This is a genomic window from Tolypothrix bouteillei VB521301 (genome assembly GCF_000760695.4).
Lineage (GTDB): Bacteria > Cyanobacteriota > Cyanobacteriia > Cyanobacteriales > Nostocaceae > Scytonema > Scytonema bouteillei_A.
Genome location: NZ_JHEG04000001.1, coordinates 696,311 through 721,067 on the forward strand (window position 1 = coordinate 696,311; position 24,757 = coordinate 721,067).

25 protein-coding genes are annotated in these 24,757 nt (G+C 41.3%); 17 read left to right on the plus strand and 8 right to left on the minus strand.

The window, feature by feature from the left end:
- The first annotated feature begins 435 nt into the window (after positions 1-435).
- The 10 genes from HC643_RS40720 (at position 436) to HC643_RS02640 (ending at position 9,961) form a co-directional block, all read left to right on the plus strand.
- Positions 436-606: a cupin domain-containing protein gene (locus tag HC643_RS40720; protein WP_202048576.1), complete on the plus strand. Its 171-nt coding sequence runs from the start codon at positions 436-438 to the stop codon at positions 604-606.
- Positions 607-681: 75 nt separating this feature from the next.
- On the plus strand, positions 682-816 hold the full coding sequence (locus HC643_RS41980) for a hypothetical protein (protein WP_272899691.1): 135 nt from the start codon (positions 682-684) through the stop codon (positions 814-816).
- Positions 817-1,063: 247 nt separating this feature from the next.
- A complete protein-coding gene (locus tag HC643_RS02605) occupies positions 1,064-1,303 on the plus strand; it encodes a DUF1003 domain-containing protein (protein WP_038076169.1) in 240 nt (79 codons plus the stop codon).
- A gap of 237 nt (positions 1,304-1,540) precedes the next feature.
- A complete protein-coding gene (locus HC643_RS02610) occupies positions 1,541-2,245 on the plus strand; it encodes a cadmium resistance transporter (RefSeq protein WP_038076173.1) in 705 nt (234 codons plus the stop codon).
- A 13-nt stretch (positions 2,246-2,258) separates the two neighbouring features.
- On the plus strand, positions 2,259-2,585 hold the full coding sequence (locus HC643_RS02615; RefSeq protein ID WP_050046096.1) for a hypothetical protein: 327 nt from the start codon (positions 2,259-2,261) through the stop codon (positions 2,583-2,585).
- Between the two features lie 242 nt (positions 2,586-2,827).
- Entirely contained in the window at positions 2,828-3,451 is a 624-nt protein-coding gene (locus tag HC643_RS02620) for a hypothetical protein (protein WP_038076176.1), read from the plus strand.
- 624 nt (positions 3,452-4,075) lie between these two features.
- The gene (locus tag HC643_RS02625; RefSeq protein WP_162002336.1) at positions 4,076-5,338 is read left to right on the plus strand and encodes a PD40 domain-containing protein; all 1,263 of its coding nucleotides are present in this window, start codon (positions 4,076-4,078) and stop codon (positions 5,336-5,338) included.
- Positions 5,339-5,496: 158 nt separating this feature from the next.
- Positions 5,497-6,456 (plus strand): substrate-binding domain-containing protein, encoded by a 960-nt coding sequence (locus tag HC643_RS02630; RefSeq protein WP_038076181.1) that lies wholly within the window; start codon positions 5,497-5,499, stop codon positions 6,454-6,456.
- A gap of 2 nt (positions 6,457-6,458) precedes the next feature.
- Positions 6,459-8,654: an ATP-binding protein gene (locus HC643_RS02635; RefSeq protein WP_038076184.1), complete on the plus strand. Its 2,196-nt coding sequence runs from the start codon at positions 6,459-6,461 to the stop codon at positions 8,652-8,654.
- A gap of 23 nt (positions 8,655-8,677) precedes the next feature.
- Positions 8,678-9,961, plus strand: coding sequence for a sensor histidine kinase (locus HC643_RS02640; protein ID WP_038076186.1), 1,284 nt, complete (start codon positions 8,678-8,680; stop codon positions 9,959-9,961).
- A 90-nt stretch (positions 9,962-10,051) separates the two neighbouring features.
- Here HC643_RS02640 and HC643_RS02645 read toward each other — a convergent pair whose 3' ends face one another.
- Positions 10,052-10,678, minus strand: a complete 627-nt coding sequence (locus HC643_RS02645; RefSeq protein ID WP_038076189.1) for a 2-phosphoglycerate kinase — start codon at positions 10,676-10,678, stop codon at positions 10,052-10,054.
- A 154-nt stretch (positions 10,679-10,832) separates the two neighbouring features.
- Positions 10,833-11,528, minus strand: coding sequence for a carboxylesterase family protein (locus tag HC643_RS02650; RefSeq protein WP_237265819.1), 696 nt, complete (start codon positions 11,526-11,528; stop codon positions 10,833-10,835).
- 66 nt (positions 11,529-11,594) lie between these two features.
- Between HC643_RS02650 and HC643_RS02655 the strand changes: the two genes are divergently transcribed.
- Together HC643_RS02655 and HC643_RS02660 are read left to right on the plus strand one after the other, a co-directional pair.
- On the plus strand, positions 11,595-13,451 hold the full coding sequence (locus HC643_RS02655; protein WP_050046098.1) for a DEAD/DEAH box helicase: 1,857 nt from the start codon (positions 11,595-11,597) through the stop codon (positions 13,449-13,451).
- Positions 13,452-13,478: 27 nt separating this feature from the next.
- Positions 13,479-13,643 carry a response regulator gene (locus tag HC643_RS02660; RefSeq protein WP_153021616.1) on the plus strand — a complete coding sequence of 55 codons (165 nt, stop codon included), beginning with the start codon at positions 13,479-13,481 and terminating at the stop codon, positions 13,641-13,643.
- 11 nt (positions 13,644-13,654) lie between these two features.
- Here the strand turns inward: HC643_RS02660 and HC643_RS02665 are convergent, their stop codons facing one another.
- Together HC643_RS02665 and HC643_RS02670 are read right to left on the minus strand one after the other, a co-directional pair.
- Positions 13,655-14,317 carry a pentapeptide repeat-containing protein gene (locus HC643_RS02665; RefSeq protein WP_038076192.1) on the minus strand — a complete coding sequence of 221 codons (663 nt, stop codon included), beginning with the start codon at positions 14,315-14,317 and terminating at the stop codon, positions 13,655-13,657.
- A 404-nt stretch (positions 14,318-14,721) separates the two neighbouring features.
- Positions 14,722-15,210 (minus strand): hypothetical protein, encoded by a 489-nt coding sequence (locus tag HC643_RS02670; RefSeq protein ID WP_038076195.1) that lies wholly within the window; start codon positions 15,208-15,210, stop codon positions 14,722-14,724.
- Between the two features lie 684 nt (positions 15,211-15,894).
- Between HC643_RS02670 and aroF the strand changes: the two genes are divergently transcribed.
- Complete coding sequence (gene aroF / locus HC643_RS02675) at positions 15,895-16,767, plus strand: 3-deoxy-7-phosphoheptulonate synthase (RefSeq protein WP_038076197.1); 873 nt, start codon at positions 15,895-15,897, stop codon at positions 16,765-16,767.
- 94 nt (positions 16,768-16,861) lie between these two features.
- Here the strand turns inward: aroF and HC643_RS02680 are convergent, their stop codons facing one another.
- Positions 16,862-18,166 (minus strand): hypothetical protein, encoded by a 1,305-nt coding sequence (locus tag HC643_RS02680; RefSeq protein WP_050046099.1) that lies wholly within the window; start codon positions 18,164-18,166, stop codon positions 16,862-16,864.
- Positions 18,163-18,291, minus strand: a complete 129-nt coding sequence (locus HC643_RS41985; protein WP_272899692.1) for a hypothetical protein — start codon at positions 18,289-18,291, stop codon at positions 18,163-18,165. The genes HC643_RS02680 and HC643_RS41985 overlap by 4 nt, the downstream gene beginning before the upstream one ends.
- A gap of 133 nt (positions 18,292-18,424) precedes the next feature.
- Here HC643_RS41985 and HC643_RS02685 point away from each other — a divergent pair, with 133 nt between their 5' ends.
- Positions 18,425-19,717, plus strand: a complete 1,293-nt coding sequence (locus HC643_RS02685) for a glycosyltransferase (protein ID WP_202048577.1) — start codon at positions 18,425-18,427, stop codon at positions 19,715-19,717.
- Here the strand turns inward: HC643_RS02685 and HC643_RS02690 are convergent.
- Together HC643_RS02690 and ahcY are read right to left on the minus strand one after the other, a co-directional pair.
- Entirely contained in the window at positions 19,714-20,313 is a 600-nt protein-coding gene (locus HC643_RS02690) for an NUDIX hydrolase (RefSeq protein WP_050046101.1), read from the minus strand. The genes HC643_RS02685 and HC643_RS02690 overlap by 4 nt on opposite strands.
- Positions 20,314-20,676: 363 nt before the next feature.
- Positions 20,677-21,954 carry an adenosylhomocysteinase gene (gene ahcY / locus HC643_RS02695; RefSeq protein ID WP_038076417.1) on the minus strand — a complete coding sequence of 426 codons (1,278 nt, stop codon included), beginning with the start codon at positions 21,952-21,954 and terminating at the stop codon, positions 20,677-20,679.
- 315 nt (positions 21,955-22,269) lie between these two features.
- Between ahcY and HC643_RS02700 the strand changes: the two genes are divergently transcribed.
- The 3 genes from HC643_RS02700 (at position 22,270) to HC643_RS02710 (ending at position 24,744) form a co-directional block, all read left to right on the plus strand.
- On the plus strand, positions 22,270-23,832 hold the full coding sequence (locus tag HC643_RS02700) for a mechanosensitive ion channel family protein (RefSeq protein ID WP_050046139.1): 1,563 nt from the start codon (positions 22,270-22,272) through the stop codon (positions 23,830-23,832).
- A 186-nt stretch (positions 23,833-24,018) separates the two neighbouring features.
- Positions 24,019-24,282: a hypothetical protein gene (locus HC643_RS02705; protein ID WP_038076389.1), complete on the plus strand. Its 264-nt coding sequence runs from the start codon at positions 24,019-24,021 to the stop codon at positions 24,280-24,282.
- A gap of 90 nt (positions 24,283-24,372) precedes the next feature.
- Positions 24,373-24,744 carry a hypothetical protein gene (locus HC643_RS02710; protein ID WP_038076387.1) on the plus strand — a complete coding sequence of 124 codons (372 nt, stop codon included), beginning with the start codon at positions 24,373-24,375 and terminating at the stop codon, positions 24,742-24,744.
- Positions 24,745-24,757: the final 13 nt, after the last annotated feature.

A 24,757-nucleotide genomic window follows, 5' to 3' on the forward strand; every position in this document is an offset into this window, starting at 1 on the left:
TCTTTACTGAGATAATTCCCCCTTTTTAAGGGGGGTTAGGGGGGCTCGAAACTTGTGTACACCATCGTAACCTTTATAAGTTTGGTAAATAAAAAAATATTTTCACAGAATTGCGGAATAGTGGCATTTCATTTTGTAGGTAATTACAGACAAAGAAAAACGGGGTTAACTGATAAGAGGTTAATACCTTAAATCTAGGAAAACCTGACAACCAATAACTTTTTAATTTACTAACTTGAAAATCTTTATAAAAACCCAGACCGCACTGCTGAATAAAGTGGTGCGGTCTTATAATTTTTGACACTTGCACCTCTACCAACGTAGCTTACTGATTTGGGAACCACTATACTGCTCAAGTTTTACAGACCCGTAGTGCGTTCGCTTCTCCAGTTTCGTATAGCATGGGTGTATGTGACTCAACTCCAGGAGAATGAGATGCAAGTTGCCAAGAATTTTGAGAGTGAACTTCAACACGTTACTGAGTTTTGGTCACCTAGAGTTGTAGGTAGAGTGAACGATCGATATATCAAAGTTGCAAAACTTAAAGGCGAATTTGTTTGGCATAAACACGACAACGAAGATGAACTGTTTTATGTTGTCAAATGACAGCTAACGATTCAGTTTGAAGATCGTAAAGTAGAACTGAAAGAGGGCGATTTTTGTGTAGTGTCTAAAGGTGTGATGCATAAACCCATTGCTAAAGATGAATGTTGGATCGTCTTGATTGAGACTGTGACAATCCAGCACACAGGAGATGTTGAGACTCCAATAACCAAAACCATCGAACAGCAACTCGCTCAAGCAGGTACAACCTGAATCACCCCAACAAACTTTTGAGAAATTAAGTATAGCCCCTTCTTTTCAAAGGAGTTGGGGAGATCTGCAATGTGTGAAATCCCTAATACACAGTTGTGGTTGAGAAGAGATTTCTAGCAAGAATTTAAGAAAATCTTATACCATCACTTTTATTTATCCTTTTGAAAACAAAGAGTATTTGCTCTTATAGTTGGGTCGGCGTACATTAAGACACATAAGGTAAATCACAAGAACGCCGAGGTGCAAGATGAAGCTGGCAAAGAAAACATTATCTAACAGTGTTGGTACAAAAGTTGTTCAAAATTCCTCTGTGATTGAGAAACAGCAATTAGTAACCCAAAATATAGCAAATCAAGAATTGACACCAGGACAGCGCCTTGCAGATAAATTAGCAGCACAAGTAGGTTCTTGGGGATTTCTTATTGGTCAAAGTGCGATTTTAGCAGGAGACGATCGCAAAGTTGCTGAAGAGTTGGTTCGTTGGTAAGAGTTAGGCACCAGTGCATTTTTCATTTCTGCGATCGCCCTTGGCGCAAGCTGTACCCAGCTTATCGCTACAAGTATCGCAATGTTACACCAAATCGATACGTTTTTAGGTTATGAGCTAGGCTCTCTTAAAGATTTTGAGAAAAAAGAATATTCGCCCTGTGAAACAAAAGCCCTTGCAGATATAGACCACAGTTAGTTCAAACATTGCTAGTAAGAAGATTAAGGAGACATAGAAATGCACTCATTTGTGACAGCTATCCCTACTGGAATTACAGCTTTTACAGCCACCAACTTGGATGATTTAGTTATCTTGACGCTGTTATTCTCGCAGGTCAATGCAACTTTCCGTCACCGACACATTGTCATTGGTCAGTACCTGGGCTTTTGTACTCTCACAATCGCCAGCTTAGTTGGTTTTTTGGGAGGTTTAGTAGTCCCATCACAATGGATTGGGTTGCTAGGTTTAGTTCCAATCTCCATCGGGCTAAATCGTCTGCTTAATCCAGAAAGCGATTCATCATCGCAAAGCGAGTCAGAAACCGAACTGTCTCATTCTTCTCCTTTTGCTGGGTTCCTTTGTCCCCAGACTTATAGTGTAGCAGCTATTACCATCGCTAATGGCAGTGACAATGTAGGTATTTATATGCCATTGTTTGCTCACTCTACCCTTGGAGATCTGTTGGTTATTATTACAGTTTTCTTGTTACTCGTTGGGGTTTGGTGTACTCTGACTTACAAACTTACTTGCAAACCAGCGATCGCCAATCTCCTGAACCGCTATGGTAATAATCTTGTACCGTTTGTCTTGGTAGGTTTGGGTGTGTTTATTATTTTAGATAGTGCCTCCCTAACTCCAATGACCTTAATAGCTATTTGCCTGAGTTTAATGGGGCTTATCAAAATTATTCAAAATAACAAGTTTAAAGCTCAAAGTTTGTAATTTTAAAAAAAACATGAAACTTTTTCAAGTACTTTTAGTGGTTCTAGTGCTTGTACTTAACCTATTTATGGCTTTTCCCTCTTGGGCAAAAACTCCTTCCTTAGTTAACGATGTTGATGATTTTCAAGTGGGACAGAAAGTCATTTGGCTTTACAAAGCTCGTGCTGACTTTGATGAAGTTCACAAAATTCCTGCTGAAGTCGTGAAGCTAAGCGAAAAACAAGTACAAATTAAAATCCGCAAAAACAACGAATTTATCAATCGTTGGGTAAATCCAAATAAATTGGAGAAGTTTTGCCAAGACAAGAGAAAGTTTAAAGATTGTGAGGAGAATTCATAAATTTCAACTCAACCAACAACTAAAACCATTTATAATTCTCGTTCGTTAGTTGAAATTCAAGTCATTGAAAGTTTAGTAAAACTCATATTAATGTATGATTTTTAACGTTACAAAAATCATAAATAGCATCGAGAAATGGATAGAAAAGTATTTATGTCACTTACAGAAGAATGAAGCAACACCAACTTTCCCATCACATTTTTTGTCAGAAAGCACGATTGTGTAAAACAAAGGAGAAAAATATGCAGTTTATCAAAGTTGTTCTTGTCGCTGTTGTATTTATTGTGAATTTAGCGATCGCTCAGCCTTCTTGGGCGGGTAAAAATTTCACCAAGGGTACTGACTATGCTGAGGTTACTCAGGAGTTGAATGAACTTTTGAGAGTGCAAACTGCTCCAGAGCAAGCAGGCTATACACCTGAAGAATTTCAGAGCCGACTGGCAAAATTACAGTTACAAAAAAATATTATCGAAACAGCCACGAAACGAGCACAATGCCGCAATGAAACTGGAAGAACGTTGGCTGTTTATGCCAATAAACCCAAAAAATTACCAACTCAACTCTACTATTTAGGAGCAGGAAAAATCACGGATGATGATTGGGATTGTGATGGAATCTACTTACCTGCTATGACTCAGGTAGCTCTCAGCCCCAATGCTCAACCACAAGAGTTGACTGAACCTATCGCAGTTAAGTTTGTAGATGGTACACAATCCATTGCTAGATTCAACCCAGCAACTGGTGCCATTGAATTGAATATTGAACCTGCTAAAGTATACAAGGCAGGCGAAAGTGCCTGGTCAATCCCCACATTATCTCAATCATACATTGATACCCAAATTCCCACTCCACAACTGATTGATTAATTTTGTAGAGTAGGTTTGAATTGTCATTCTCTCGTTCCTAGCCTCAACCTAGTGGTTCACCACATAAGTTTTGATAGTCACTCACCTCGTTCCCAGGCTCAGCTTGGGAACGAGAGTGGTTAGTGCGTTCACTTACCCAGTAAAATTAATGCGATAGACCATTAGCAACTGGGAGCATCCCAATTTGGAAAAAACACGTTTGCGATTGAAATCACGACTATACAGGCTAAGTCCACGCAGGTGGACTTTGTTTATGTAGCCCCAGAATTCTATTCTGAGGGCAATTAGCACTCTTTGGGATGCTCCCAGTCCAACTTTTATAAATTTGACCCATAAAAGCTGAATTGAATACTGACAGTGCTATGTACAACAGTTTCGGGAGGTTGAAAAATATTTTCGCAGAATTACGGAATAGTCGCATTTCACCTTGTAGGTACTTACAGACAAATCAAACCGAGGTTAACTGATGGCAGGTCAATGCCTGAAATCTAGCAAAACCTCAAGCTTATGACTTTTAATTTATTAACTTGAAAATCTTTATAAAAATCCAAACCGTACTGCTTAAAAAGTGGTGCGGTTTTATAACCAGAAATTGAAACGATCGCTATTCTTATGATGCGTTTGATGAAATTTTTTCCACTGACCTTATCTGCTTTATTTTCCACTGTACTTTTTAGCTTTGTACTTTATAACTCAAATACTACCACAATTGCTGCTCCTCAAGAAAATAAAGGTCATACAGTAGCTTTTTTAAGTATGAGGCGCAATACGAATCAATTCAATATTTATACGATTGAAACTAACGGTTTAAACCGCCGACAGCTTTCGCGAAATCTAAATGTTAGTCCAACCATGGTTTGGTCAAATAATGGTAAGCATCTAGCTTTTGTTAGCGATGAGACTGATATTTATACAATTAATGCAGATGGATCTGGATTAACTAAAATCTTTGCGGGGTCTTTTTGCAAAGCTTCTAGATATAGAATGAAATGGTTTTTAAATGACAAAAAATTAGCTTTTACAAGAGATTGTGATGGCAGTACCTCCGATACTCCAGGAAACGTATCTCTATATCTCAGCAATACAATTGGTACTGAAAAAACTAAATTGATTAAAGAATGGCAGATAGGAGGTATTCCACCAAAAAAAGAAATTTCGTCTTCTTTATACCTATCACCAAACGGACAAAAAGTAGTCTTTTTCAAAGATAACAGTATATTTCAGATGAGTACGGATGGCTCAGAGTTGACAACGATAACTAGCGCACCAGGAGATGATTACCCTTCCGAACTCATTTGGTCACCTGATGGGACTCAAATTGCCTTCTCATACGGAAAAGAGCGCAATCTACCAATTTATTTACTGAATATAAAAAACAAAACGCTAAAGAATTTATCAAATGCATCTGAGAAACAAGCTTATTCTGGTCTCTTATCATGGTCACCTGATGGAACTCGGCTTGCTTACTATCATGACCAAGGTAGTCAAGAATTTGGGATTCAATTAGATATTTTTGTGCTTGATATTTTTCAAGGAACTGTTAAAAAATTGACTGATAAGCCGGGGGAATATAGTGAATTGCAGTGGTCACCAGATAGCAAGCAGATTGCTTTTACAAGCGGAAATTTTTCTAATAAAAAGCTGTACGCGATCGCAGTTGATGAACTCAAGCTCACCGAGCTAGCTTCACAATTACCGCCATCTAGAATTGAGAGTTTAACTTGGTCTTTAGATAGTCAGCAAATTGCTTTTATCAAAGAAGAAAAAACGAACGAACAATCGGGGAATCAAAGCATTATGTATGCGATCGCTCGAGACGGTTCAAAGTTGAGAAAATTGTCAAATTCTGGAGATTTGTTTCTTTCAAGCCCTACTTGGCGACCATAACTGTGGCTCCACCGATCGCTGCAGACAATCGCGCATATCTTCTAGTAAGTAGATACAACTAAACTTGAGGGAGTTTGTGAATTCAAGGTGCTTTTTGGGGAATCCTAACACCATCAATACCCAATAATTAGCTTCGGGAATTGAAACCCCAAAACACCATGAAACAATTCTTTTCCTGGCAAAACGAGCGCGTCTTCAAACAAGTCGTCAGCTTTTTTTTATTAGTTTTATTAACATCAATGGGAGCTAGTTGTCAAGCACCCTCATCCAACAATCCTGCTCAATCTGGAGCAAAGGCAAAGACGAATTTTACAGAGGCTCAACCTTTAAGAGTGGCTGTCATTCCCTGGCAAAGCCCGGAAGAACAAAAACAAAAATTGCAACCCTTAGCAGACTACCTCCAAAAAACCCTACAGCGCCGGGTCTCCTTCCAAATTTCAAAGGACTACGCAACTGCGGTGGATCTGTTGGTAAACCAGGAGGTAGATATGGCGTATTTAGCTGCAGTAACGTATATTAAGGCACGCGAGCGCAATCCTAACATTGAGCCGCTTGTCATACCAATCGATCAAACCACGGGACGGCCCTGGTACACTAGCATAATTGTTGCTGATACGACCAAAGACATTAAATCCCTGTCGGATTTAAAGGGCAAACGCTTCGCCTTTGTGAGCCCATCCTCTACATCCGGGTTCCTAATGCCCATGAATGCCTTTCAGGAAAAGGGGATCGACCCAACGCGGGACTTCACTAGAATCCGTTATTCTGGCAGTCATGACAAAGCACAAACAGATTTGAAAACAGGTCTAGTGGATGCGATCGCTGAAGACAAAGCCTCTTTCTTAAGAAGTCAGAAAGCAGGCAAACTCTCTACTACCCAATACAAAATTATCTGGGAATCCGATCCCATACCATCGCCACCTATTGTCATCAACACAAAGAAATTTTCCCCAGAAGTCATCATCAAATTGCGACAGGCATTAATTGATGCCCCAGTTGGTGTTGTGGATGTAAGTGGGACAAAATCTGCTGGATATACCCTAGGGAAAGATAGTGACTACGAGCAAGTGCGACAAATTTATCTCCGTTTAAAATCTGTCACAGTAGCCGCGAAATAACAATGAAGATTCTTACCAAGTTTATTGGTTCGACAGCGATTTCTGTAGGGTTGACAATTGTATTAGTGGGAGGCAGTACACTCCTTATTAAACAAACGGAACAATCGGTTGACCGCAGCCAATACCTGACAAATCAAGCCGTTCGCAAAACTCAAGACCTACAGCTTTCCTTAGAAGAGCAAACCTCGGCACTGAAGAACTATCTGTTGCTCAACCGCAGTACAGCAGATATTTTAGTCTACGAACAAGCTGCCTCTCGGTTTTCAATGACTTTGATTCAACTGAAACAACTGATGCCAGAGGCAAAGCAACCCAATGTGGTACTTCGCCGCCACCAGTTTCTGGTACGTCTAGTGGAAGAGCTGAAAAACCAAACCGAGTCTTCCACTCTTCAGGCACAGCAAGATGTTAAAGCTATTAACTCCTTCCAAGATGACATCAAAATGTTTCTTAAAGTACTTGTGGAGGAAGTGCAGCAACAAGATATTGCCACCCGCCAAGCCGCCGAACGATTTCAGCAAACTGCTACCATTGCCACCTACGCCCTGATTGGAATCGTGCTGTTGATTTTCATCGCCCAGTTTGCCTTGACCTTATTGCCCGTGATTCGCTCCATTCAGGAACTCCAACTGGGCGCTGCAAAATTGGGGGTTGGCGAGCTGAATTATCGCTTAAATATTCACACTGGCGATGAAATTGAACAATTAGCGCGGGAATTTAACCAGATGGCAGCGAGATTGTCAGAATTGTATGCTTCCTTGGAACAGAAACGAACGGCTGCCGATAGTGCAAATCAGGCCAAGAGCGAGTTCTTAGCAAATATGAGCCACGAACTCCGCACCCCACTAAATGGCATTCTGGGCTACACCCAAATTCTCAACCGTTCCCACAGTTGGGGAGAAAAAGAACATAAAGGTATTCATATTATTCACCAGTGTGGTTCTCATTTGCTGACGCTGATTAATGACATCCTTGATATATCGAAAATTGAAGCCCGCAAGCTGGAATTGCAACCCCAAGCGATTCATCTACCATCTTTGTTACAGGGCATTGCAGAGATAGTCCGCATTCGGGCAGAGCAAAAAGGGATTGATTTTGTCTATTTGCCTGATGTTAACTTACCAGAAGGAATCAAAGCCGATGATAAACGGTTGCGCCAAGTGTTGATTAACTTATTGGGGAACGCTGTTAAGTTTACCGATCGAGGGAAAGTTACGTTTAAAGTTGAGGTTATTGGTCAAGCAAACTCACAAATAACAATTCGGTTCCAAGTTAGCGATACTGGCATTGGTATGAGTACAGAATCGTTAGCCAAAATTTTTCTTCCTTTTGAACAGGTAGGTGATGGCAAACGTCACGCCGAAGGAACGGGACTTGGACTGGCTATCAGTCACAACATCGTTACTTTGATGAACAGTGAAATTCAAGTGCAGAGTCAGTTGGGAGTTGGTAGCACCTTTTCCTTTGAGGTAAATTTACCTCTAGCCTTGGAATGGCAACAGTCTGTCAGAAATATTACCGGACAGCAATTGGTTGGGTATCAGGGGGGTAAACAAACAATTTTAGTGGTTGATGACAAATGGGAAAATCGTTCGGTAATTGTCAACTTATTGGAACCACTAGGTTTTGTCATTGTGGAAGCGGAAGATGGGCAAGATGCGTTGGCTAAGGTGAATCAGATTATGCCCAATTTAATTATTACCGATCTCTTAATGCCTGTAATGGATGGGTATGAATTTCTCAAAAAGATCAGACAGTCTGAGACATTTAAGGGACTTCCCGTAATTGTTTCTTCCGCATCAGTTTCGACAATCGATCAACAACAAAGCCTTGATGCTGGTGGTGATGATTTTTTGGTGAAACCCGTCCAAGCTGAGGAATTATTTAAACTATTACAAAAACACTTGCAAATTCAGTGGAATTATAAATCCAATGCATTACCACTTGAGCCATCAGTTCATTTGGAAGAGACATCAGCAAGTATTCCGTCTGTAAAACTGGTTGTCCCTGATGCAGAAGTCCTTATACAGCTGCTTCAACTTGTTCAAGATGGACGCTTGAACAAACTAGCGGAAGTGGTTGTTACTTTAGAAAATCAGGAGCAAAGTTATGCCACTTTTGTAAAGCATATTCTGGAACTGACCGGAAAATTCCAGGTAGAGGAACTAGAAGCTTTTATTCAGCAATTTATCCATTAATTAAAGATGTAAAGAGGTGAAAGATGCAAGAGGTACAATTAATTTTGGTGGTTGATGATACTCCGGCGAATTTGGCCGTAACTTCTGAAGTCTTGACTGATGCGGGGTTTGAAGTTGCGATCGCGAAAGATGGTGAACGTGCTATTAAACAAGCCGAACGCAATTTACCCAATCTGATTTTACTGGATATTATGATGCCCGGTATTGATGGTTTTGAGACATGCCGTCGCCTGAAAGCCTCACCCATTACCCAAGAAATTCCCATCATTTTTATGACGGCTCTTTCAGATACCACCGATAAGGTTATGGGATTTAACTTGGGTGGAGTCGATTACATTACAAAGCCATTTCAAGAAGCAGAACTGCTTGCTCGTGTTAAAACTCATTTAAAATTACGCCATCTCACGCAAAATTTAGAACAACAAGTTGCCGAGCGTACAGCTGAACTTAGGGCAACCTTACAACAATTACAACAGTCGCAGTTTCAGTTAATACAATCAGAAAAAATGGCAACCTTGGGACTTTTGATGGCGGGTGTTGCCCACGAAATCAATAATCCTGTTAACTTTATTCATGGTAATTTGGATCATATTGAAGGGTATACTCAAACTCTGATAGAATTTATCCAACTTTATCAAAAGCACTATCCCCATCCCCCAACAGAAATTCAAGAGAAAGCAGAGAATGAAGATCTGGAATTTTTACAAGAAGACTTGCTCAAAATTGTGAGTTCTATCAAAATGGGTAGCGATCGCATCCGAGAAATTGTCAAGACTCTCCGTAATTTCTCTCGCACCGATGAAGTGGAAGTTCAAGCTGTTGATATTCATGAGGGAATTAACAGTACTTTGACGATTTTGCAACACCGTCTCAAAGCTCATTGCGCTCGTCCAAGTATTGAAGTTATTAAAGATTACAGTGCTTTACCCCCAGTAGAATGCTATCCCGGACCTCTAAATCAGGCATTTATGAACATTTTGGTTAATGCGATCGATGCTTTAGAGGATTCATTTTACGGAGGATTCATGAATCTGAAAACACCAAGTATCTCTATCCGCACTTCAGTTATTGATACTCAATGGGTAGAAATCGCTATAGCTGACAATGGACGTGGTATTCCCGAACAGATTAAACAACGTATATTTGACCCATTTTTTACTACCAAACCTGTTAATAAAGGTACTGGAATGGGATTATCTATTAGCTACCAAATTATTACTGATAAACATAACGGCAAGTTGGAGTGTTTTTCTACTCCTGAAGCAGGCGCAGAGTTTGTGATTCAGATTCCCATTCAACAATGTTAGAACTCCAAGAGTTCAGCAACCGCAGATGAATGCTGATGAACGCAGATTGTATCTACCTTATTGGGATGACAATTCGTTAACATCACCCATTTACGAAACCTCGATCAATTCCATACATTTTTTTAAAAGTTCATCTGCCATTGACACAAATTCTACATCAATACACATAAATCCAAAACACTCAACCTCCTCCCTCATGCGTTGATTGTAGAACAGGGTACGGTTTAGAAACTTTTGAATTAGGTACTTTTCATCCTCACCTACATTATAAAAATTACTTTCACGCTTAATTCGGTTTTGGAACAGTTGGTCGCTAGCCGTAAGCCAAATCGCTTTAACACCATTTTTGCCAACTAAATTCGCTACAAATCCCGGCCATAACGCAGAGCCTTCAAGTATAAGGCGTTCTGTTGATAAATCAGACGCATGAGAATGAACAATAGCCTCGACTTGCGGCAATACATTTTTCTCATAATGCGATAATACATCCAAAAAAAGAGCGTCAATAGACAGCGTTCGATAATGTTTTGCTACGTACTCTGAAATAGCCTTTCCATTTGCACCTACCCAAGGACGTCCGGGATGTCGAGCGAGGTTGTCCGTAGAACGATAACTCCAACCAAGCTTCGCCGCCAAAGATTGGCTGAGGGTCGATTTGCCTGTGTGAGAGGAGCCACCAATTAGAATCACTCGTGTTTCATTAATTAATGTATTCATAAACCTATTTTTAATGGGAGCATCTTTAAGAGTACCGATTGCCCTCAGAATAGAATTCTAGGGCTATACAAACAAAGTCCGCCTACGCGGACTTAATTTAAGAAGCGTGGTTAATGCATTTGTAATGAATAAATTCATAATTTGTAATTATGAATTATTCGGTCAGTCTCTTCCGTTGATGCTGCTTAAACCAATCAAATAGTACTGGATTGTTGTAGGTCTGCGTCCACGAGTCGTGGTCGGCTTCTGGATAGACTGTGAACTTCACATTACCACCGCAAGCTTTCAGTGCCTCAACCATCTCTTGCGAGGCACTGATGGGAACAATGAAATCGCGTGCGCCATGAAATGCCCATACTGGAATGTCTTTGAGATTGCAGGCTTCCGTTGGGTTTCCACCCCCACAAATTGGCGCTATAGCAGCAAATCGATATGGTTGGGCAGCAGCCCAACGCCACGTTCCATAACCTCCCATGCTGATGCCTGTTAGGTAAACCCGATCTGGATCGACGTGATAGGAATTTAAGACTTCATCTAAAAGAATACTCAAATGCGGCACCGACCAATACTGACCTTGGGGACATTGGGGAGAAACAACCATAAAGGGAAAGTCTGGTTGCTCCTCTACAATTCTAGGAACACCATGCCTTGTGACATCTTCTAAGTTAGACCCTCTTTCACCTGAACCATGCAAGAACAGGATTGCCGACCATTTATCTTGTGTTTCATAACGTTCCGGCAGGAACAGCAAGTAATTGTAGCTGCTTGTTCCAGTGATTTGTTGTTGTCGAGTTTGCATGAGTGAGAGTTTGCCTTTACCAATGCAGGCTCCATTGTAGTGCATCGCCATCAATTAAAATCAGGTAATTTGTTTTATGCTTGTGGCATAGTAAACTCGAACAACTTATTAGAGTGAATGTTTACTCTGCGCGATTACCAACAAGAATTGGTATCAAAAGCCCTAAGTGCTTGGTCAAATGGGATGAGAAAAATCTTGCTGCAACTGAGTACGGGTGGCGGTAAGACAATTATCTTTGCTGCTATTGCAACTGAATTTAGTTGTAGGGGTGAAGGTGTACTGGTTGTGGCTCATAGGGAAGAGTTGATTCTCCAAGCAGCAGAAAAATTAGCAGCATTATGTGGAGTGCAACCAGGAATCCTCAAAGCAGGATACAAACCAACTGATTCTTTAATTCAAGTAGCCAGCATCCAGACTCTTTATCGCCGCAAAACTTACCCAAAAGCGGAGTTAGTGATTGTTGACGAAGCTCACCATTGTTCGGCTCTGAGTTACCGTAAATTGTTAGATGCTTATCCTCATGCACTCATTTTGGGAGTGACGGCTACACCAAGACGAGAAGATGGTTATGGATTGCGAGATATATTCGAGTACTTGATTTGTTCTATTACAACTAAGGAATTGATCGCTCTTGGGTATTTGACAGATTATAAGTTAATAGCTGGTTTTAAGTATTCCAAACACAAACTTCCTTCTAAACGTGATTTTACTAAAAAAGAATTAGAGGAAGTCGCTTCTGATTACAAACCTTCTGAGGTGTTAAAGCAGTGGCAGAATTTTTGTGCTGGTAAGAAAACAATTATTTTTGCAGTCAATGTCAAGCACTCGCAAGCGATCGCAGCAATGTTTTGCTCCAACAGTATCGCTTGCGAACATCTTGATGGAGATACACCTTCTGATGAGCGGAAAGCAATTTTAGATAGATTTAGGAGTGGTGAAACGCTTGCAATTAGCAATTGTGCCATTTTGACAGAAGGGTTTGATTGTCCCGATTCTGAGGCAATTGTGATTGCTCGTCCTACGACTAGCGTTACGTTATGGTTGCAGATGATTGGCAGAATACTGCGTCCGGCACCAGGAAAAGAGTTTGCTACCATCTTAGACATGACCGACAATTGGTACAGGCTTGGTCGTCCCTGCGACCATCGAGAATGGAGTCTTGACCCGGTATCCTGCGATCCAGAAACCTTAGGATCGCGGTGCTGTCCGCACTGTCACCACGTCTTCAAACCAATGCCCGGTCTGATTCGTACTCTTGAATATTTTCACTCTGTCCCATCTGAGTTTGTGACCGTATATGAAGCGGATTGTCCCAACTGCGAAGAATATTTTCGTTGGACATTATCAGAATCAAATGGAATAGAAAATGGTGGAGTGCCAACCGTGATTAACACCTTTGATATTGAGTTTAAAGAGGTGCCACCTGAAATTCGACCGAGTTTGCTGCGCCCAATATTGGATGCTAAAAAGCGCAAATTTAGGACAGAAGAAAAGAAATTGGTTTTTTATAATGATACTATTAAAAATTGGTTTTTAAATTGTCAAGAACTCACATTATTAGAACTAAACTACGCTATTGAACTACTGAATTGTCAAGAATGGGCATTTGAGTACAGTATAGAATGTTTGGTCGCTCGAGTTCGCAAGGCTAAAGAATGGGACGATGTAACAAAAATTATGTCACGTCGTCCGGACAGTGTGAAAAAAGTGATTTGGTCTCAATTGTCTCGTCTCGAAAAAGACAAGCTCAACCAAATGAAAGTGGAGCATGAGAAAGAACTGGAGCAATGGTTAAGCGAAGAAAACCTTATAACAATAGCAAGTTATCTTGAAGCTTGTGAAGATATGGAAATGATTTCTTCTTTATGGCAAATCTATAACAAAGAAGCGATTAGAGTGGCGAGTCAGCGGCTCTCTACTGATAAGCTCGATCGAATCAATCAATGGATTTCTCAGCTAGAAAGAACCAGTTAACCCAATACTCCCGCAATTCCGAGGAGCTTGAAACCAGAGCAAGGGGGAGAAATTTCTGCCATCGCAATGACTGCCTATGCTGCCGAGATCGATTATCAACAGGCTATAGCAGTCGGATTTCAATTGCATATTCCCAAATCTGTAGAGCCAGAGGAGTTAGTGAGGGCAATCCAGTCCTTAAATGGTAAATGACAACGGTGTCATTACTCAAAGATTTTGCCATCTGGCATAATTGCCCCAGTCAGGTTAGCTCCTATCAGTTTTACAAGAATTCTATCGCCAGAACTCATGCGTGCTCCTGTTAAATTAGCTCCTCGCAAATCAGCACCACTTAAATCGGCTCCTATCAAATTAGCGCCGCATAAATTCGCTTCTCTTAAGTCAGATAACAATAAATTTGCCCTAAACAAATTTGTGTCAGATAAATTTGCACCTCTGAGATTGACTTTATGCATAAAACTATCACTGAGATCGGCACCGCTCAAGTTGGCGTAGCTCAGATTTCTACCGGATAAATCTTTGCCTTTCATGTTAGAGTTGCTGAAATCCTTCCCACTTAAGTCGTTGCTAGGCTTTGGAGTTGGAGATTGATAAGTTTTTTGAGGGGGTTTTGTCGGCGTGTAAGACGTATATGCCGCTCTGCTATGTGACATTTGATACTGAGATTTGAAAGAGCGCAATTTGTCCCGAGCTTCGTTGATGTCTTTCAGCTTTTTTTGCGCTTTCTCTTGCAAGCGGACGTTTTCTTTTGGCAGGCGATCGGGATGCCATACAAAAGCCAAATCTTTGTACGCTTGATTGACTTCCTCAAGTGTTGCTCCAGGCTCTAATTCCAACAATCTATAGTACCGCTCCAGCTCGCTCATAAGACTTTATGGGGGAAATTAATTTCATTATGAGTGATACAGACAAATTTCGACTGCATCATTATGTATAATCTTTCTTTAACAGTGACCAGTGACCAGTGACCATTGCTGGAACTTAAGGTTATAGCCCGTTCTTGCGTTTTGTTTGGAGTTGCTTTTATTTCCGCTTACTTCATCCTTCATCCCTCATTCTTTATCCTTCATAATAATCAAGAATCCAACAGATTTTTTTTTAGCTCATAAACCTTACAAGAATGTAAATACTTGATACAAGTATTTAACGCTCGTGTTATCAATTGTAAATAAGTAATACAAAGTGTATTCCTTATTTCTGGATGAAAACAATTGAACTGTGAGCATCTACTATCAAAAGATATATTTTCTGAATTAAATCAATCTTTATGTTACCCTCTGCCTAGAAATCGCTGCTGTAATGCTCGTACATAAGCTCGCATCGGAATTTGATAAACCTCAATCAGCAGCCAAACAATAATGGCTAAATGAAAAGAAAAGGTTAATATTGTCCAAATATATGGCACCCACGATAAAGGAACTTCTGTATTGGGTGGAAAATTATACGCTACTATACCAATTAAAGCAGTGGGAAGAAGTATAAAACCAACTGCAGCTAGCACGTAACCCCAACCAAATTCGACTCCTTCTATTTGGGCTTCTGTCCAATTGAAGCCGTTCCAATACCAAATAAGAGGAGGTTGTCTCGAAGGCATTTTGAGTTGTTGTTGTTCTACATTAGCAACAAAAATTTGCTGACAAAAGTCACAAGACATAGCCTCCATCAGTGGCATATGACTAATTTTACCCACACGGCACACAGGGCAAGGGTAGACTCCCTGATAATTAAAAGATGTGGAAAGAATTTTGGAACCGGGCATAAGCAATTCAAAAAGATTCAACACTAAGAAACGTACTCCTGACAAGTATCCTACCTTCTGCTTAACTGCAATAAAATGCGTAACAGCTTGGTTACCCTTTATATGGGGTAAGAAGTTCGTGAGGTGAAGTCAAAAAATACAGCCCCTTTGGTCTGCGCCAAGCGCACGCACTTGCGATTCGCCATTCTTCAGGCATAGGACACCTGCCTACAAGTTTCATAACGTTGTGGGGGGGTTGACGCAACTCTCTGCCTCTGTTAAGGTCATGTATATAAGTCTAATCTATCTTTTTCCACAAAGCATTAATCAAATGTTAAGCACTAATTCCTATTTTTATTTTTGGTTTGGGGTGGTTCACCGGGAGTGAATTTAGTTTCCACATGGAAATCACCCGGTGAACCGCAGAGCGCACTCTGCGGTTTTTGTTTTTTGAGGAGAAATAGAAAGGATAAAGGATGAATGATGAAGGATAAAGTTAGAAAAAATCGCTATTTTACCACAAGCTTTTATTTTTGGCCCAGAATAAGTTCCGGGTAATAGCGTTATGCAAATGCATCGTTAAAGCCCGGAACTCAGATTCTGGGCTTTTTTGTTGTCAACCACTTATTTTCGCGATACGGGCGCAAAGCATTGCACTCGTACCAACTACCAACCACTAACTACTCACCACTAACCATTCTGCTCATGAATAACGCCAAACTTGTCACCAAATCTCACTCTCATCACCAAACAATCGTCCGCCTCTCCCCAACAGTTGCTTTTGGCGGAAAGGAACTGGTTATTATTGGCGGTCCTTGTGCTGTTGAAAGCCAAGAACAAATGGAAACTGTAGCTCAAAAGTTGTCTCTCGCACCAGTTCAAGCCTTACGTGGGGGTGTTTATAAACCCCGTACCTCTCCCTACGCTTTCCAAGGTATGGGAGAAGAAGGACTGCAAATTTTGGCAGAAGTGCGATCGCGTTACAGTGTTCCAGTTGTGACAGAAGTCATGTCCATTTCCCAAATAGAAGTTGTAGCGGCTCGTGCTGATATGCTTCAGATTGGTAGCCGCAATATGCAAAACTTTGATTTACTTAAAGCACTGGGACAAGCCGGTAAGCCGATACTCCTAAAACGAGGTTTGGCAGCAACTATAGAAGAATTCGTGATGGCAGCTGAATATATAGTCAGCCACGGCAATCCGAATGTTGTGTTGTGCGAACGAGGTATCCGCAGCTTTGACAATTACACCCGAAACGTACTCGATTTAGCTGCGGTCGCAGCACTCAAACAAATAACTCACTTACCCGTGATTGTCGATCCTTCTCATGCTGTGGGTAAGCGAGAACTCGTTGCACCTGTGGCAAAAGCAGCCGTTGCTTGTGGGGCAGATGGGTTAATTATAGAGTGCCATCCAGAACCAGAACAATCTGTATCTGATGCACGTCAGGCGTTGTCTTTGGAAGATATGGTGAATTTGGTTGATAGCTTAAAGCCCGTGGCTGCATCTGTCGGGCGGAGTATATCAGAAACAATGGGGGTAGGTTCACAACCTACCCCTATTTGTTATGCAGCATGACTGTCTTGAAGGATAAAGGATAAATTGAAGAAGGCGGAGCCAGCATTCCCTTCTGCCTCCTGCCTCCTGCCCTCTGCCTTTCTTGATAAAATCTTTATCTTTTATCCTTCATTTGACTTAAGCTACGGCTAGCAACATCAGCACTCAATCCCCAAAGTATTAACCCTAGAAAATCAGTAAAAGGTCTGGCTCCAAAAGTTTTACCATTTTCTATGTAGAGAGAATTTAGTCCCACAGCAGTTAGAGTCAGTAACAGAGTTAAGGACAGCAAAGGTTTGATAAACCATAGTGTTGCTTCAGCACGAACTTGTTCTGATAAGCCAGAAAGCATTACTAAAAACTTTTGCAAACGCTCGGCTAGGGTAGGTTTGTAGAATGGAACAGATTCTGTTTTGATAATACGGTCGGTGGCAGCCTCTGCATTGTTTATAGACCTAGTCATTTCTAAATCAACGGCCGCTCTAGTCTCTATACCCTCAAAAATTGTTTTTAAATTTTCTAATAATTCCTTGGCTGCAGCGTCATCTTGTACCGCAAGAAAAAAGCGGATTCTTTCTATTTGCGATCGCACCAATTGTTCTGTTTTTAAATCAATTTTTTCTTCCCCTATTTTTTGCTCCATAAGTTGTAAGTTTAGTAAAACTTCCAAACGATTTCTGATAGCTTCAATGTGAGACATTGCCATATCAATTTTGTCTCGAAAAACTAATTTTCGGACTTCATCAGACATATTAGCTAATATCTTTTTATCATCTTTATTTTCTAAATCGGCATCTGCGATATCTAAATCAAGACGATTCACTTCTTGCAAAGCCTCTGCTTGAGCACCACCCGACTTTTCTACGTACTGCATGAGCCTGCCAAGAATCACTCCTAATAACAGTACAAGGAGAGGAACAAGTGGACCACTTCTGACATTTAAATCTAGTGGTAATGTTAAGCGGCTACCAGTATCAAAATTGAGATAGACAGCACCGACGTAATGGTCGGGAGGCATTGCAGAGCGTTTTAATATAAGATTGATACCAACTATTTGATTGGCAGGTAAAATCTGAGATTTAGGCGAGATGAATGTAGCAGATGTATTGAGTTGATAGCCCGTAATTTCACCTTGACCGATAACTGCAGGATTGAGAACACTGACATCTCTTGGAGTTCGGTTATCAAATTGCAACTCTCTACTATCAATATATGCACTAGTCGGCAGAAAAACACCTGCCAAAGCACAATCCAACCACCCGCTACAATTAACTAAATTTAGTTGAATTTGCTTAGTCCCTTCTAAGGGAAGTAATGTTAACTGTTTGTTATCAGAAGTGGTGAGTGGAGGTGTTTGAGCTAAAGCTGAGTTCTGAAGTAGCACTAGAGGTAGTAGAACTGTAAGTAACCATTGTTTCATTGCATTCTTGAGAGAATATTTTCACGTTCATTGCAATTGGCGATCGTGCGATCCCCAAGTCCTTCCTTAATACTAAGAATTTCTTTCTTATGGTCAAGATTGACAAAAGTGTATACCGCTAACATAGCCACTTTTTCAACAAATTCCTACCTTACAAGTTGTAAATTGCGTGAATTAAATCTTTTGTAAACATTGACAAGCCGTTAAGCATCGAACACGGAGTTATACTTCAAGAGTCATCAACTGAGTCCCCCATCTATGATGTTGCCAGACGTTGAGCACAACAAGCGTGTATTAATCCTAACAGCAGGTTCACGAGGGGATGTTCAGCCGTACATTGCATTGGGTTGCGGTTTGCAACAAGCAGGTTTTGAAGTCATGCTGGCGACAGATGAAAGTTTTGCTTCATTGGCGATCTCACACAAGTTAAACTTTGCTCCCATTCATGCAGATTTTGTCAACCTCATTCAAACAGATGAAGGTAAGTCAGCGATCGCAGGTAAGAAATCCGCTAGTTTGATGCGGAAAGTGATGCCGATGCTGCGCCAGATGATAGACGATGCGTGGGATAGTGCTCAACAATACCAACCAAATGCAGTGATTTACCATCCAAAAGCACTAGCAGGGTATCATATTGCAGAGAAACTTGGAATACCGGGATTTCTGGCATTTTCACTTCCAGGGTATTCTCCAACACGAGCATTCGCCAACCCCATGCTTGGGGGTGGCAATTATGGTGGATTTTTCAATCAACTGAGTTATACCCTGTTTCTCAAGTTCGTTGTTTTGTCCTATCGCCGCACGATCGATACATGGCGTCAAGAAAAACTTGGTTTGCCACCGTTCACAGATGAGTTAACTTTACACGGTCAACCTGTACCCAAGTTGTATGGCTACAGCGGGTATGTTGTCCCAGTACCTGCTGATTGGGATAACACATCTTTCGTAACAGGCTATTGGTTTCTAGAGACTCCATCTAATTGGCAACCATCAGCTGATTTACTGACATTTTTAGAACGTGGTTCTGCTCCTATCTATGTTGGCTTTGGGAGTATGGTGTCACAAGATTCAGCTAAAACAACTCGGCTAGTGATAGACGCAGTACAGAAGTCCGGTCAGCGTGCTATTTTAGCAACTGGAATTGGTGGTTTGTCGCCATCAGAAGTTCCCGATAGTATTCACATCCTTGAGTCTGCGCCTCACGATTGGCTATTTCCTCATTGTCTTGCGGTTGTTCATCATGGGGGGGCGGGTACCACTGGTGCGGGGTTATGGGCGGGAAAACCAACCGTCATTTGTCCCTTCTTTGGGGATCAACCATTTTGGGGAAAGCGCGTTTTTGAGCTAGGCGTTGGTCCCCGTCCGATTCCTCAGAAGAAATTGACGGTAGACAAATTAGCGCAGGCGATCGAAGTCGTTACTAGTGACGAAAATATGCGCCAACAAGCTCGAGAGTTGGGCAAGAAAATTCAAGCTGAGAATGGTGTTATGCAAGCTGTTGCGATTATTAGAGAGCAATTGGCGATTAGAGGTAGTTATTCTGTTGACTAGCGAAAATGCAAATTACCAAGCGTTTTTAATGCTAAAAATAATGAGCTAATATGTAAGGCTTGCAATACTATCCCACTTTCAATTACTTCTATAGTTCTTTCTAAAGGTAACAGCGATATATCAATCTGTTCCGTGTCATCCAGATTTAACTCGCTTACCTTTTCTACATTTGTAGCTAAAAAACAATGGGTAAGATTATTATGAGTTGCTGGATTTGGTGACAAAATGCCAGTTTCAACAAAATTATCGCTAGTGTAACCTGTTTCTTCTAATAGCTCGCGTTTTGCTGCTGCCAATGGTGAAATATCTTCTGCTTCTACAGCACCACAAGGTAATTCTAAAACTGTTTTTTGTAGACCGTGGCGGTATTGTTTTACTAAAATAATTTCTTGATTTTTTGTTAACGCTACAATATTTACCCATGTTGGATATTCCAAAACATAATAAGGCTCAACTATTTTGCCATTAGGCATTTGGCAAGTATCGGCTCGTAGTGATATCCATTTATCTTTAACAATATATTTAAAGTTTAATAAATTCCAATTGAATGAATCCACTTGATTGAATCCTCTATTTTTTAATGAAAATGCAATCATCTACTATCACATCGGTATTACAGTAATCCAAAAGACTTGCCGTATATTAAGATATAACTCCCCCAGCTATTACTGTGTTGTATTAAAAGGGGTTTCCCCGTTCAATCCACATTGTGTAATCTAAATGTTGAAGTCTGTTTTTAGTTTAGTCAAATGAAAACAATAATTAATACTTTAGATATTATCAAAGAAATTGAGTTTCTCTGTGTTTACTGATTTCTCAATAATGCTTTTTATAGGCTGGACATTGCTCACCGTATGTTGGTGGGCAGTGCCCACCCAACACTAGATAATAGATTTTGGTAAAGTTGAGCTTAAATCAAAGCTTTCTCAATTCAAAATCTATTATTTAAAATTCTGTCATTAAGTTCCAGAAGTCCAAGAGTTGATGTACTCAATTTGGTCTGCGGTTAGGCTGTCAATCTGAATGCCCATTGCTTGCAGTTTCAAACGAGCAATTTCTTGGTCTGCTTCAGTTGGTACGGAGTGAATACCGGGTTCTAAACTACCTTTATTCTTCACTAAGTACTCGCAAGCTAGAGCTTGGTTTGCAAAGCTCATATCCATCACCGCACTGGGGTGACCTTCTGCAGCAGCCAAGTTAATCAAGCGTCCTTCTCCCAAAACAACGATTGATTTACCGTTGTTAAGAAGATATTCTTGGGTGAAGGGGCGTACTGTCTTCACGTCTTTTGCTTTAGCACCTAAGGCGACAAGATCGAGTTCGATGTCAAAGTGACCGGAGTTACAAATAATCGCACCGTCTTTCATAACATCGAAATGCTCGCCACGAATGACGTGCTTGTTACCTGTCACGGTGACAAACAAATCGCCCAGGGGTGCGGCTTCTGCAATTGGCATCACTCGGAAACCATCCATTACAGCTTCGATCGCTTTGATGGGGTCAATTTCTGTCACGATCACGTTAGCGCCAAGCCCTCTTGCGCGTAACGCTGTTCCTTTACCGCACCAACCATAGCCGACAACAACAATGGTTTTACCTGCTAACAAGATATTTGTTGCCCGGATGATACCATCAAGGGTGGATTGCCCCGTACCGTAGCGGTTGTCAAATAAGTGCTTTGTGTCGGCGTCGTTAACGTTAACTGCGGGGAAGGAGAGTACGCCATCTCTAAACATGGCGCGGAGTCTGACAATTCCTGTTGTTGTTTCTTCAGTGGTACCGATAATGTCAGCAAGTTGGTGCTGGCGTTGTTGTACCAAGGTAGCGACGACATCACAACCGTCATCGATAATGATGTTGGGGCGATGATCTAGAGCAATTTGTACGTGGCGGTTGTAGGTTTCTGCATCTTCACCTTTGATGGCAAAGACAGGGATTTCATAATCGGCTACCAGACAAGCCGCTACGTCATCTTGAGTTGAAAGGGGATTGCTAGCAATCAGTACAGCGTCCGCACCACCAGCTTTGAGTGCAATTGCTAAGTTAGCTGTTTCTGTGGTGACATGACAGCAAGCTACCAGGCGAATTCCGTCGAAAGGTTTTTCTTGGGCAAAGCGATCGCGAATCTGCCGTAAAACGGGCATTTCTCGTCCAGCCCATTCAATGCGCTGTCTTCCCAAGGAAGCTAGGGCGAGGTCTTTAACCTCGTGCTTTAATCGGGGAGAAGTTGCAGTCATTAAATAGTCCTCAATTTGAGTAAAAAGATGCGTAACCATTTACGCACTCTACTAGAGTATTCCAAATTTTTAAAAATGCAAAAGGGGATGAGGGGGATGAGGGGGAATGAGTAAGGCGCTCAATGTCCAATCTTCATGTTGGCGATCGTTAAATATTTGTTACAAATGAGGAGAGGCAAGTAAAATTACTCAGATTGGGTTTAGGGCTAACCTCTAAACATGACTCGACAGTCTATTCTGCACGAGGAGGTGTATACAGTGCGCTTTAAATTTTTGGCAGTCGCTCTTTTTTCCGCAGTTATAACGATTGGGGCGATGCCTCCAGCGTCAGCGCAAATACCCTTTTTGCCTGTTTGGCAAACTCCTACGACTCAAACAACTGAATCAGATACGAGAGTTGTTTCGCGTTGGGTTTCATTGGATGGTCGCTCTTTGTTCCAGGTAGCGGCACCAAGGGCAAATATTTCAGAAAGATTAGAACAAATCAACCAAAATCTGGAAACAATCAGTCAAACTTATTTCCAATCACCCAGAGATGACCTCAAAGTAGAGGTGACATCAGAAAACCAAATCCCCGTTATCCGCGTTAACGGCAGATACTTGATGACCATTACCCAGCAGGATGCTAACCTGCGGCAAGTAGAACCGAAAGAGGCAGCAACTAGGATCTCTCAATTATTAGAAGAACATTTGAGGGAAGGAAAACAGGAACGACACCCAAAAAGTTTAATTCGTCAAAGTGGAATTGCTACTGGTGCGGGTTTAACCGTGCTTGTTATTAGTTTGGGATTAAACCAATGGCAGAAACGATCTAGCAAGCGATTGGCACAACAGCTTGCTCCCACTCCTTCCATTGATAAACCTATTACCACCCAACTCAAACAGCAGCAAAATCGAGATATGCATGAAGTCAGGAGACGCTTGTTTCAACTGGCTCAAGCAGTGCTGTGGGGAGGTGGAATTTATTTTATCCTGGGTCTGTTTCCCATCACGCGAGTACTGCAACTTGAAATTCTGACAGCCCTACAAATCCCTTTAAGATTGGGTATTGTAGGATTGGTCACTTATGTCGCTACTCGCTTTAGCTACGCTCTCATCGATCGCTTTACTTCAGCACTCGTCAACAGCCGCGTTTTGCTGACTCCTGAAACTTCCGAACGCTTGCAGTTAAGAATTTCCACTATCTCTGGCGTAACTAAAGGTGTTGTGACGATCGTTTGGATAGTTGCGGGAATCTTAGCAGCACTTACTTCATTAGGTATAAATATTCTGCCCTTACTAGCCGGTGCTGGTTTAGTGGGTGTGGCAATTTCCCTTGCCTCGCAGAACCTAATTAAAGACGCAATTAACGGCTTTCTCATCATTGTAGAAGACCAATACGCAGTTGGCGACGTTATAGATGTGGGTAATGTGGGAGGTTTGGTAGAAAGTCTCAATCTCCGCATGACTCAATTGCGAGACGCCGAGGGACGGCTGATCTCAATTCCTAACAGTGAAATTAAAATAGTCGCCAATCGTTCAAGTCGTTGGTCGAGGGCCGATCTCACTATCCCGGTAGCTTATGATGCCAATATAGATGGAGCCTTGGAATTGATTGGCAAAGTTGCCTTGGAAATGGACGAAGATCCTAAATGGCAGTATCAAATTGTCGAAACCCCTCAGGTTTTGGGAGTCGATAATTTTGGCGACAGGGGTTTGATTATCCGGGTATGGATTAAAACACAACCCCTCAAGCAGTGGGATGTCGCACGGGAATATCGCCGCCGTCTGAAAATTGCCTTTGACCAAGCCGGAATTTCTATTCCCGTACCTCAGCAAGCTATTTGGATCAACGAAGGACAATTGGCGAAATCTTCCCTTGATGGCAGAGGTGATTGAGCAACGGTTAGTTGTTAGTTTTTAGTTGGGTGGGCAATGTCCACCCAATTTGAACGTGTTTCTGGCAGTTTGGGAGCAGACATTTTTAGTACTTATGTACTATAATAGATATAGCGTCCTAAAGCAAAGTCAAACGCAAAACGGGTGCAGAACAGTTATAGGGAGAAGGGTTCAACGATTTGTCCTATGATTAAGCATTATATTCTCAGCCTCAATCCAACTGCCAAGCACGAATGGGATCGCTGTATCTTACGCGACCCGTTGACAGCAAAACGCCCAGATATCGCAAAATTAGTCGCTGAGGTCGTTGGTTCGGATACGGGGAGTTATCTGGTGAGTGTCAATATTGAAGTTCAAGTATTGGAACAAGCTGTAGTTCCTCAAACCGAACAACTTACGCTAAATATTTTGGAGGTGAATGACAAGCCTCAAGTACGAGAAGCCGCGTAGAAAAATACGCAATTTTTAATTCGCAATTACCGCCAGCATTGGGAATTGCGAACTACTTACAATTTTAATAGGGATAACTATATTTAATTTATGATGCAACTGAATCATTATCCAGCTGCGATCGCTCAAGCTGTTCAAAGAGTTAATGAAATTGACTCTCAGTTGATGGCGGTACAGCACCAGATAAACCGATTTGAAGGTAATGCAGATCGCAACGCTGCCTTTGATATCGATTTAAAGAACGATACTCAACGCAAAGCACGTCGTTTTGAATTGTTACTTGTTAATCAAGAATATCAAAAAGCGGTAGATACTTTCATGCGTTTGACGTCTGATAAAGCAAATGCCGTAGCTCATGTAGAATATTTACGCAATCAATTTAGTGTAGCAAAATTGGAGACAAGACTGGCGATCGCGCAACAACTTACAGATTTTGAAGCTCGTGAATTAGTTGGATTGTAGGGGCTAATAGCTA

Excerpts from the sequence above, each read along its gene's own strand:
- HC643_RS40720 (WP_202048576.1), top strand. The coding sequence starts at position 436 with ATGCAAGTTGCCAAGAATTTTGAGAGTGAACTTCAACACGTTACTGAG.
- HC643_RS02635 (WP_038076184.1), top strand. The coding sequence starts at position 6,459 with ATGAAGATTCTTACCAAGTTTATTGGTTCGACAGCGATTTCTGTAGGG.
- HC643_RS02645 (WP_038076189.1), bottom strand. The coding sequence starts at position 10,678 with ATGAATACATTAATTAATGAAACACGAGTGATTCTAATTGGTGGCTCC.
- HC643_RS41985 (WP_272899692.1), bottom strand. The coding sequence starts at position 18,291 with ATGTTAGCGGTATACACTTTTGTCAATCTTGACCATAAGAAAGAAATT.
- HC643_RS02655 (WP_050046098.1), top strand. The coding sequence starts at position 11,595 with ATGTTTACTCTGCGCGATTACCAACAAGAATTGGTATCAAAAGCCCTA.
- HC643_RS02610 (WP_038076173.1), top strand. The coding sequence starts at position 1,541 with ATGCACTCATTTGTGACAGCTATCCCTACTGGAATTACAGCTTTTACA.
- HC643_RS02685 (WP_202048577.1), top strand. The coding sequence starts at position 18,425 with ATGATGTTGCCAGACGTTGAGCACAACAAGCGTGTATTAATCCTAACA.
- HC643_RS02665 (WP_038076192.1), bottom strand. The coding sequence starts at position 14,317 with ATGAGCGAGCTGGAGCGGTACTATAGATTGTTGGAATTAGAGCCTGGA.
- HC643_RS02690 (WP_050046101.1), bottom strand. The coding sequence starts at position 20,313 with ATGATTGCATTTTCATTAAAAAATAGAGGATTCAATCAAGTGGATTCA.
- HC643_RS02620 (WP_038076176.1), top strand. The coding sequence starts at position 2,828 with ATGCAGTTTATCAAAGTTGTTCTTGTCGCTGTTGTATTTATTGTGAAT.
- aroF (WP_038076197.1), top strand. The coding sequence starts at position 15,895 with ATGAATAACGCCAAACTTGTCACCAAATCTCACTCTCATCACCAAACA.
- HC643_RS41980 (WP_272899691.1), top strand. The coding sequence starts at position 682 with ATGCATAAACCCATTGCTAAAGATGAATGTTGGATCGTCTTGATTGAG.
- HC643_RS02625 (WP_162002336.1), top strand. The coding sequence starts at position 4,076 with ATGAAATTTTTTCCACTGACCTTATCTGCTTTATTTTCCACTGTACTT.
- HC643_RS02705 (WP_038076389.1), top strand. The coding sequence starts at position 24,019 with ATGATTAAGCATTATATTCTCAGCCTCAATCCAACTGCCAAGCACGAA.
- ahcY (WP_038076417.1), bottom strand. The coding sequence starts at position 21,954 with ATGACTGCAACTTCTCCCCGATTAAAGCACGAGGTTAAAGACCTCGCC.
- HC643_RS02700 (WP_050046139.1), top strand. The coding sequence starts at position 22,270 with ATGCCTCCAGCGTCAGCGCAAATACCCTTTTTGCCTGTTTGGCAAACT.
- HC643_RS02605 (WP_038076169.1), top strand. The coding sequence starts at position 1,064 with ATGAAGCTGGCAAAGAAAACATTATCTAACAGTGTTGGTACAAAAGTT.
- HC643_RS02640 (WP_038076186.1), top strand. The coding sequence starts at position 8,678 with ATGCAAGAGGTACAATTAATTTTGGTGGTTGATGATACTCCGGCGAAT.
- HC643_RS02650 (WP_237265819.1), bottom strand. The coding sequence starts at position 11,528 with ATGGCGATGCACTACAATGGAGCCTGCATTGGTAAAGGCAAACTCTCA.
- HC643_RS02615 (WP_050046096.1), top strand. The coding sequence starts at position 2,259 with ATGAAACTTTTTCAAGTACTTTTAGTGGTTCTAGTGCTTGTACTTAAC.
- HC643_RS02710 (WP_038076387.1), top strand. The coding sequence starts at position 24,373 with ATGATGCAACTGAATCATTATCCAGCTGCGATCGCTCAAGCTGTTCAA.
- HC643_RS02670 (WP_038076195.1), bottom strand. The coding sequence starts at position 15,210 with ATGCCCGGTTCCAAAATTCTTTCCACATCTTTTAATTATCAGGGAGTC.
- HC643_RS02680 (WP_050046099.1), bottom strand. The coding sequence starts at position 18,166 with ATGAAACAATGGTTACTTACAGTTCTACTACCTCTAGTGCTACTTCAG.
- HC643_RS02630 (WP_038076181.1), top strand. The coding sequence starts at position 5,497 with ATGAAACAATTCTTTTCCTGGCAAAACGAGCGCGTCTTCAAACAAGTC.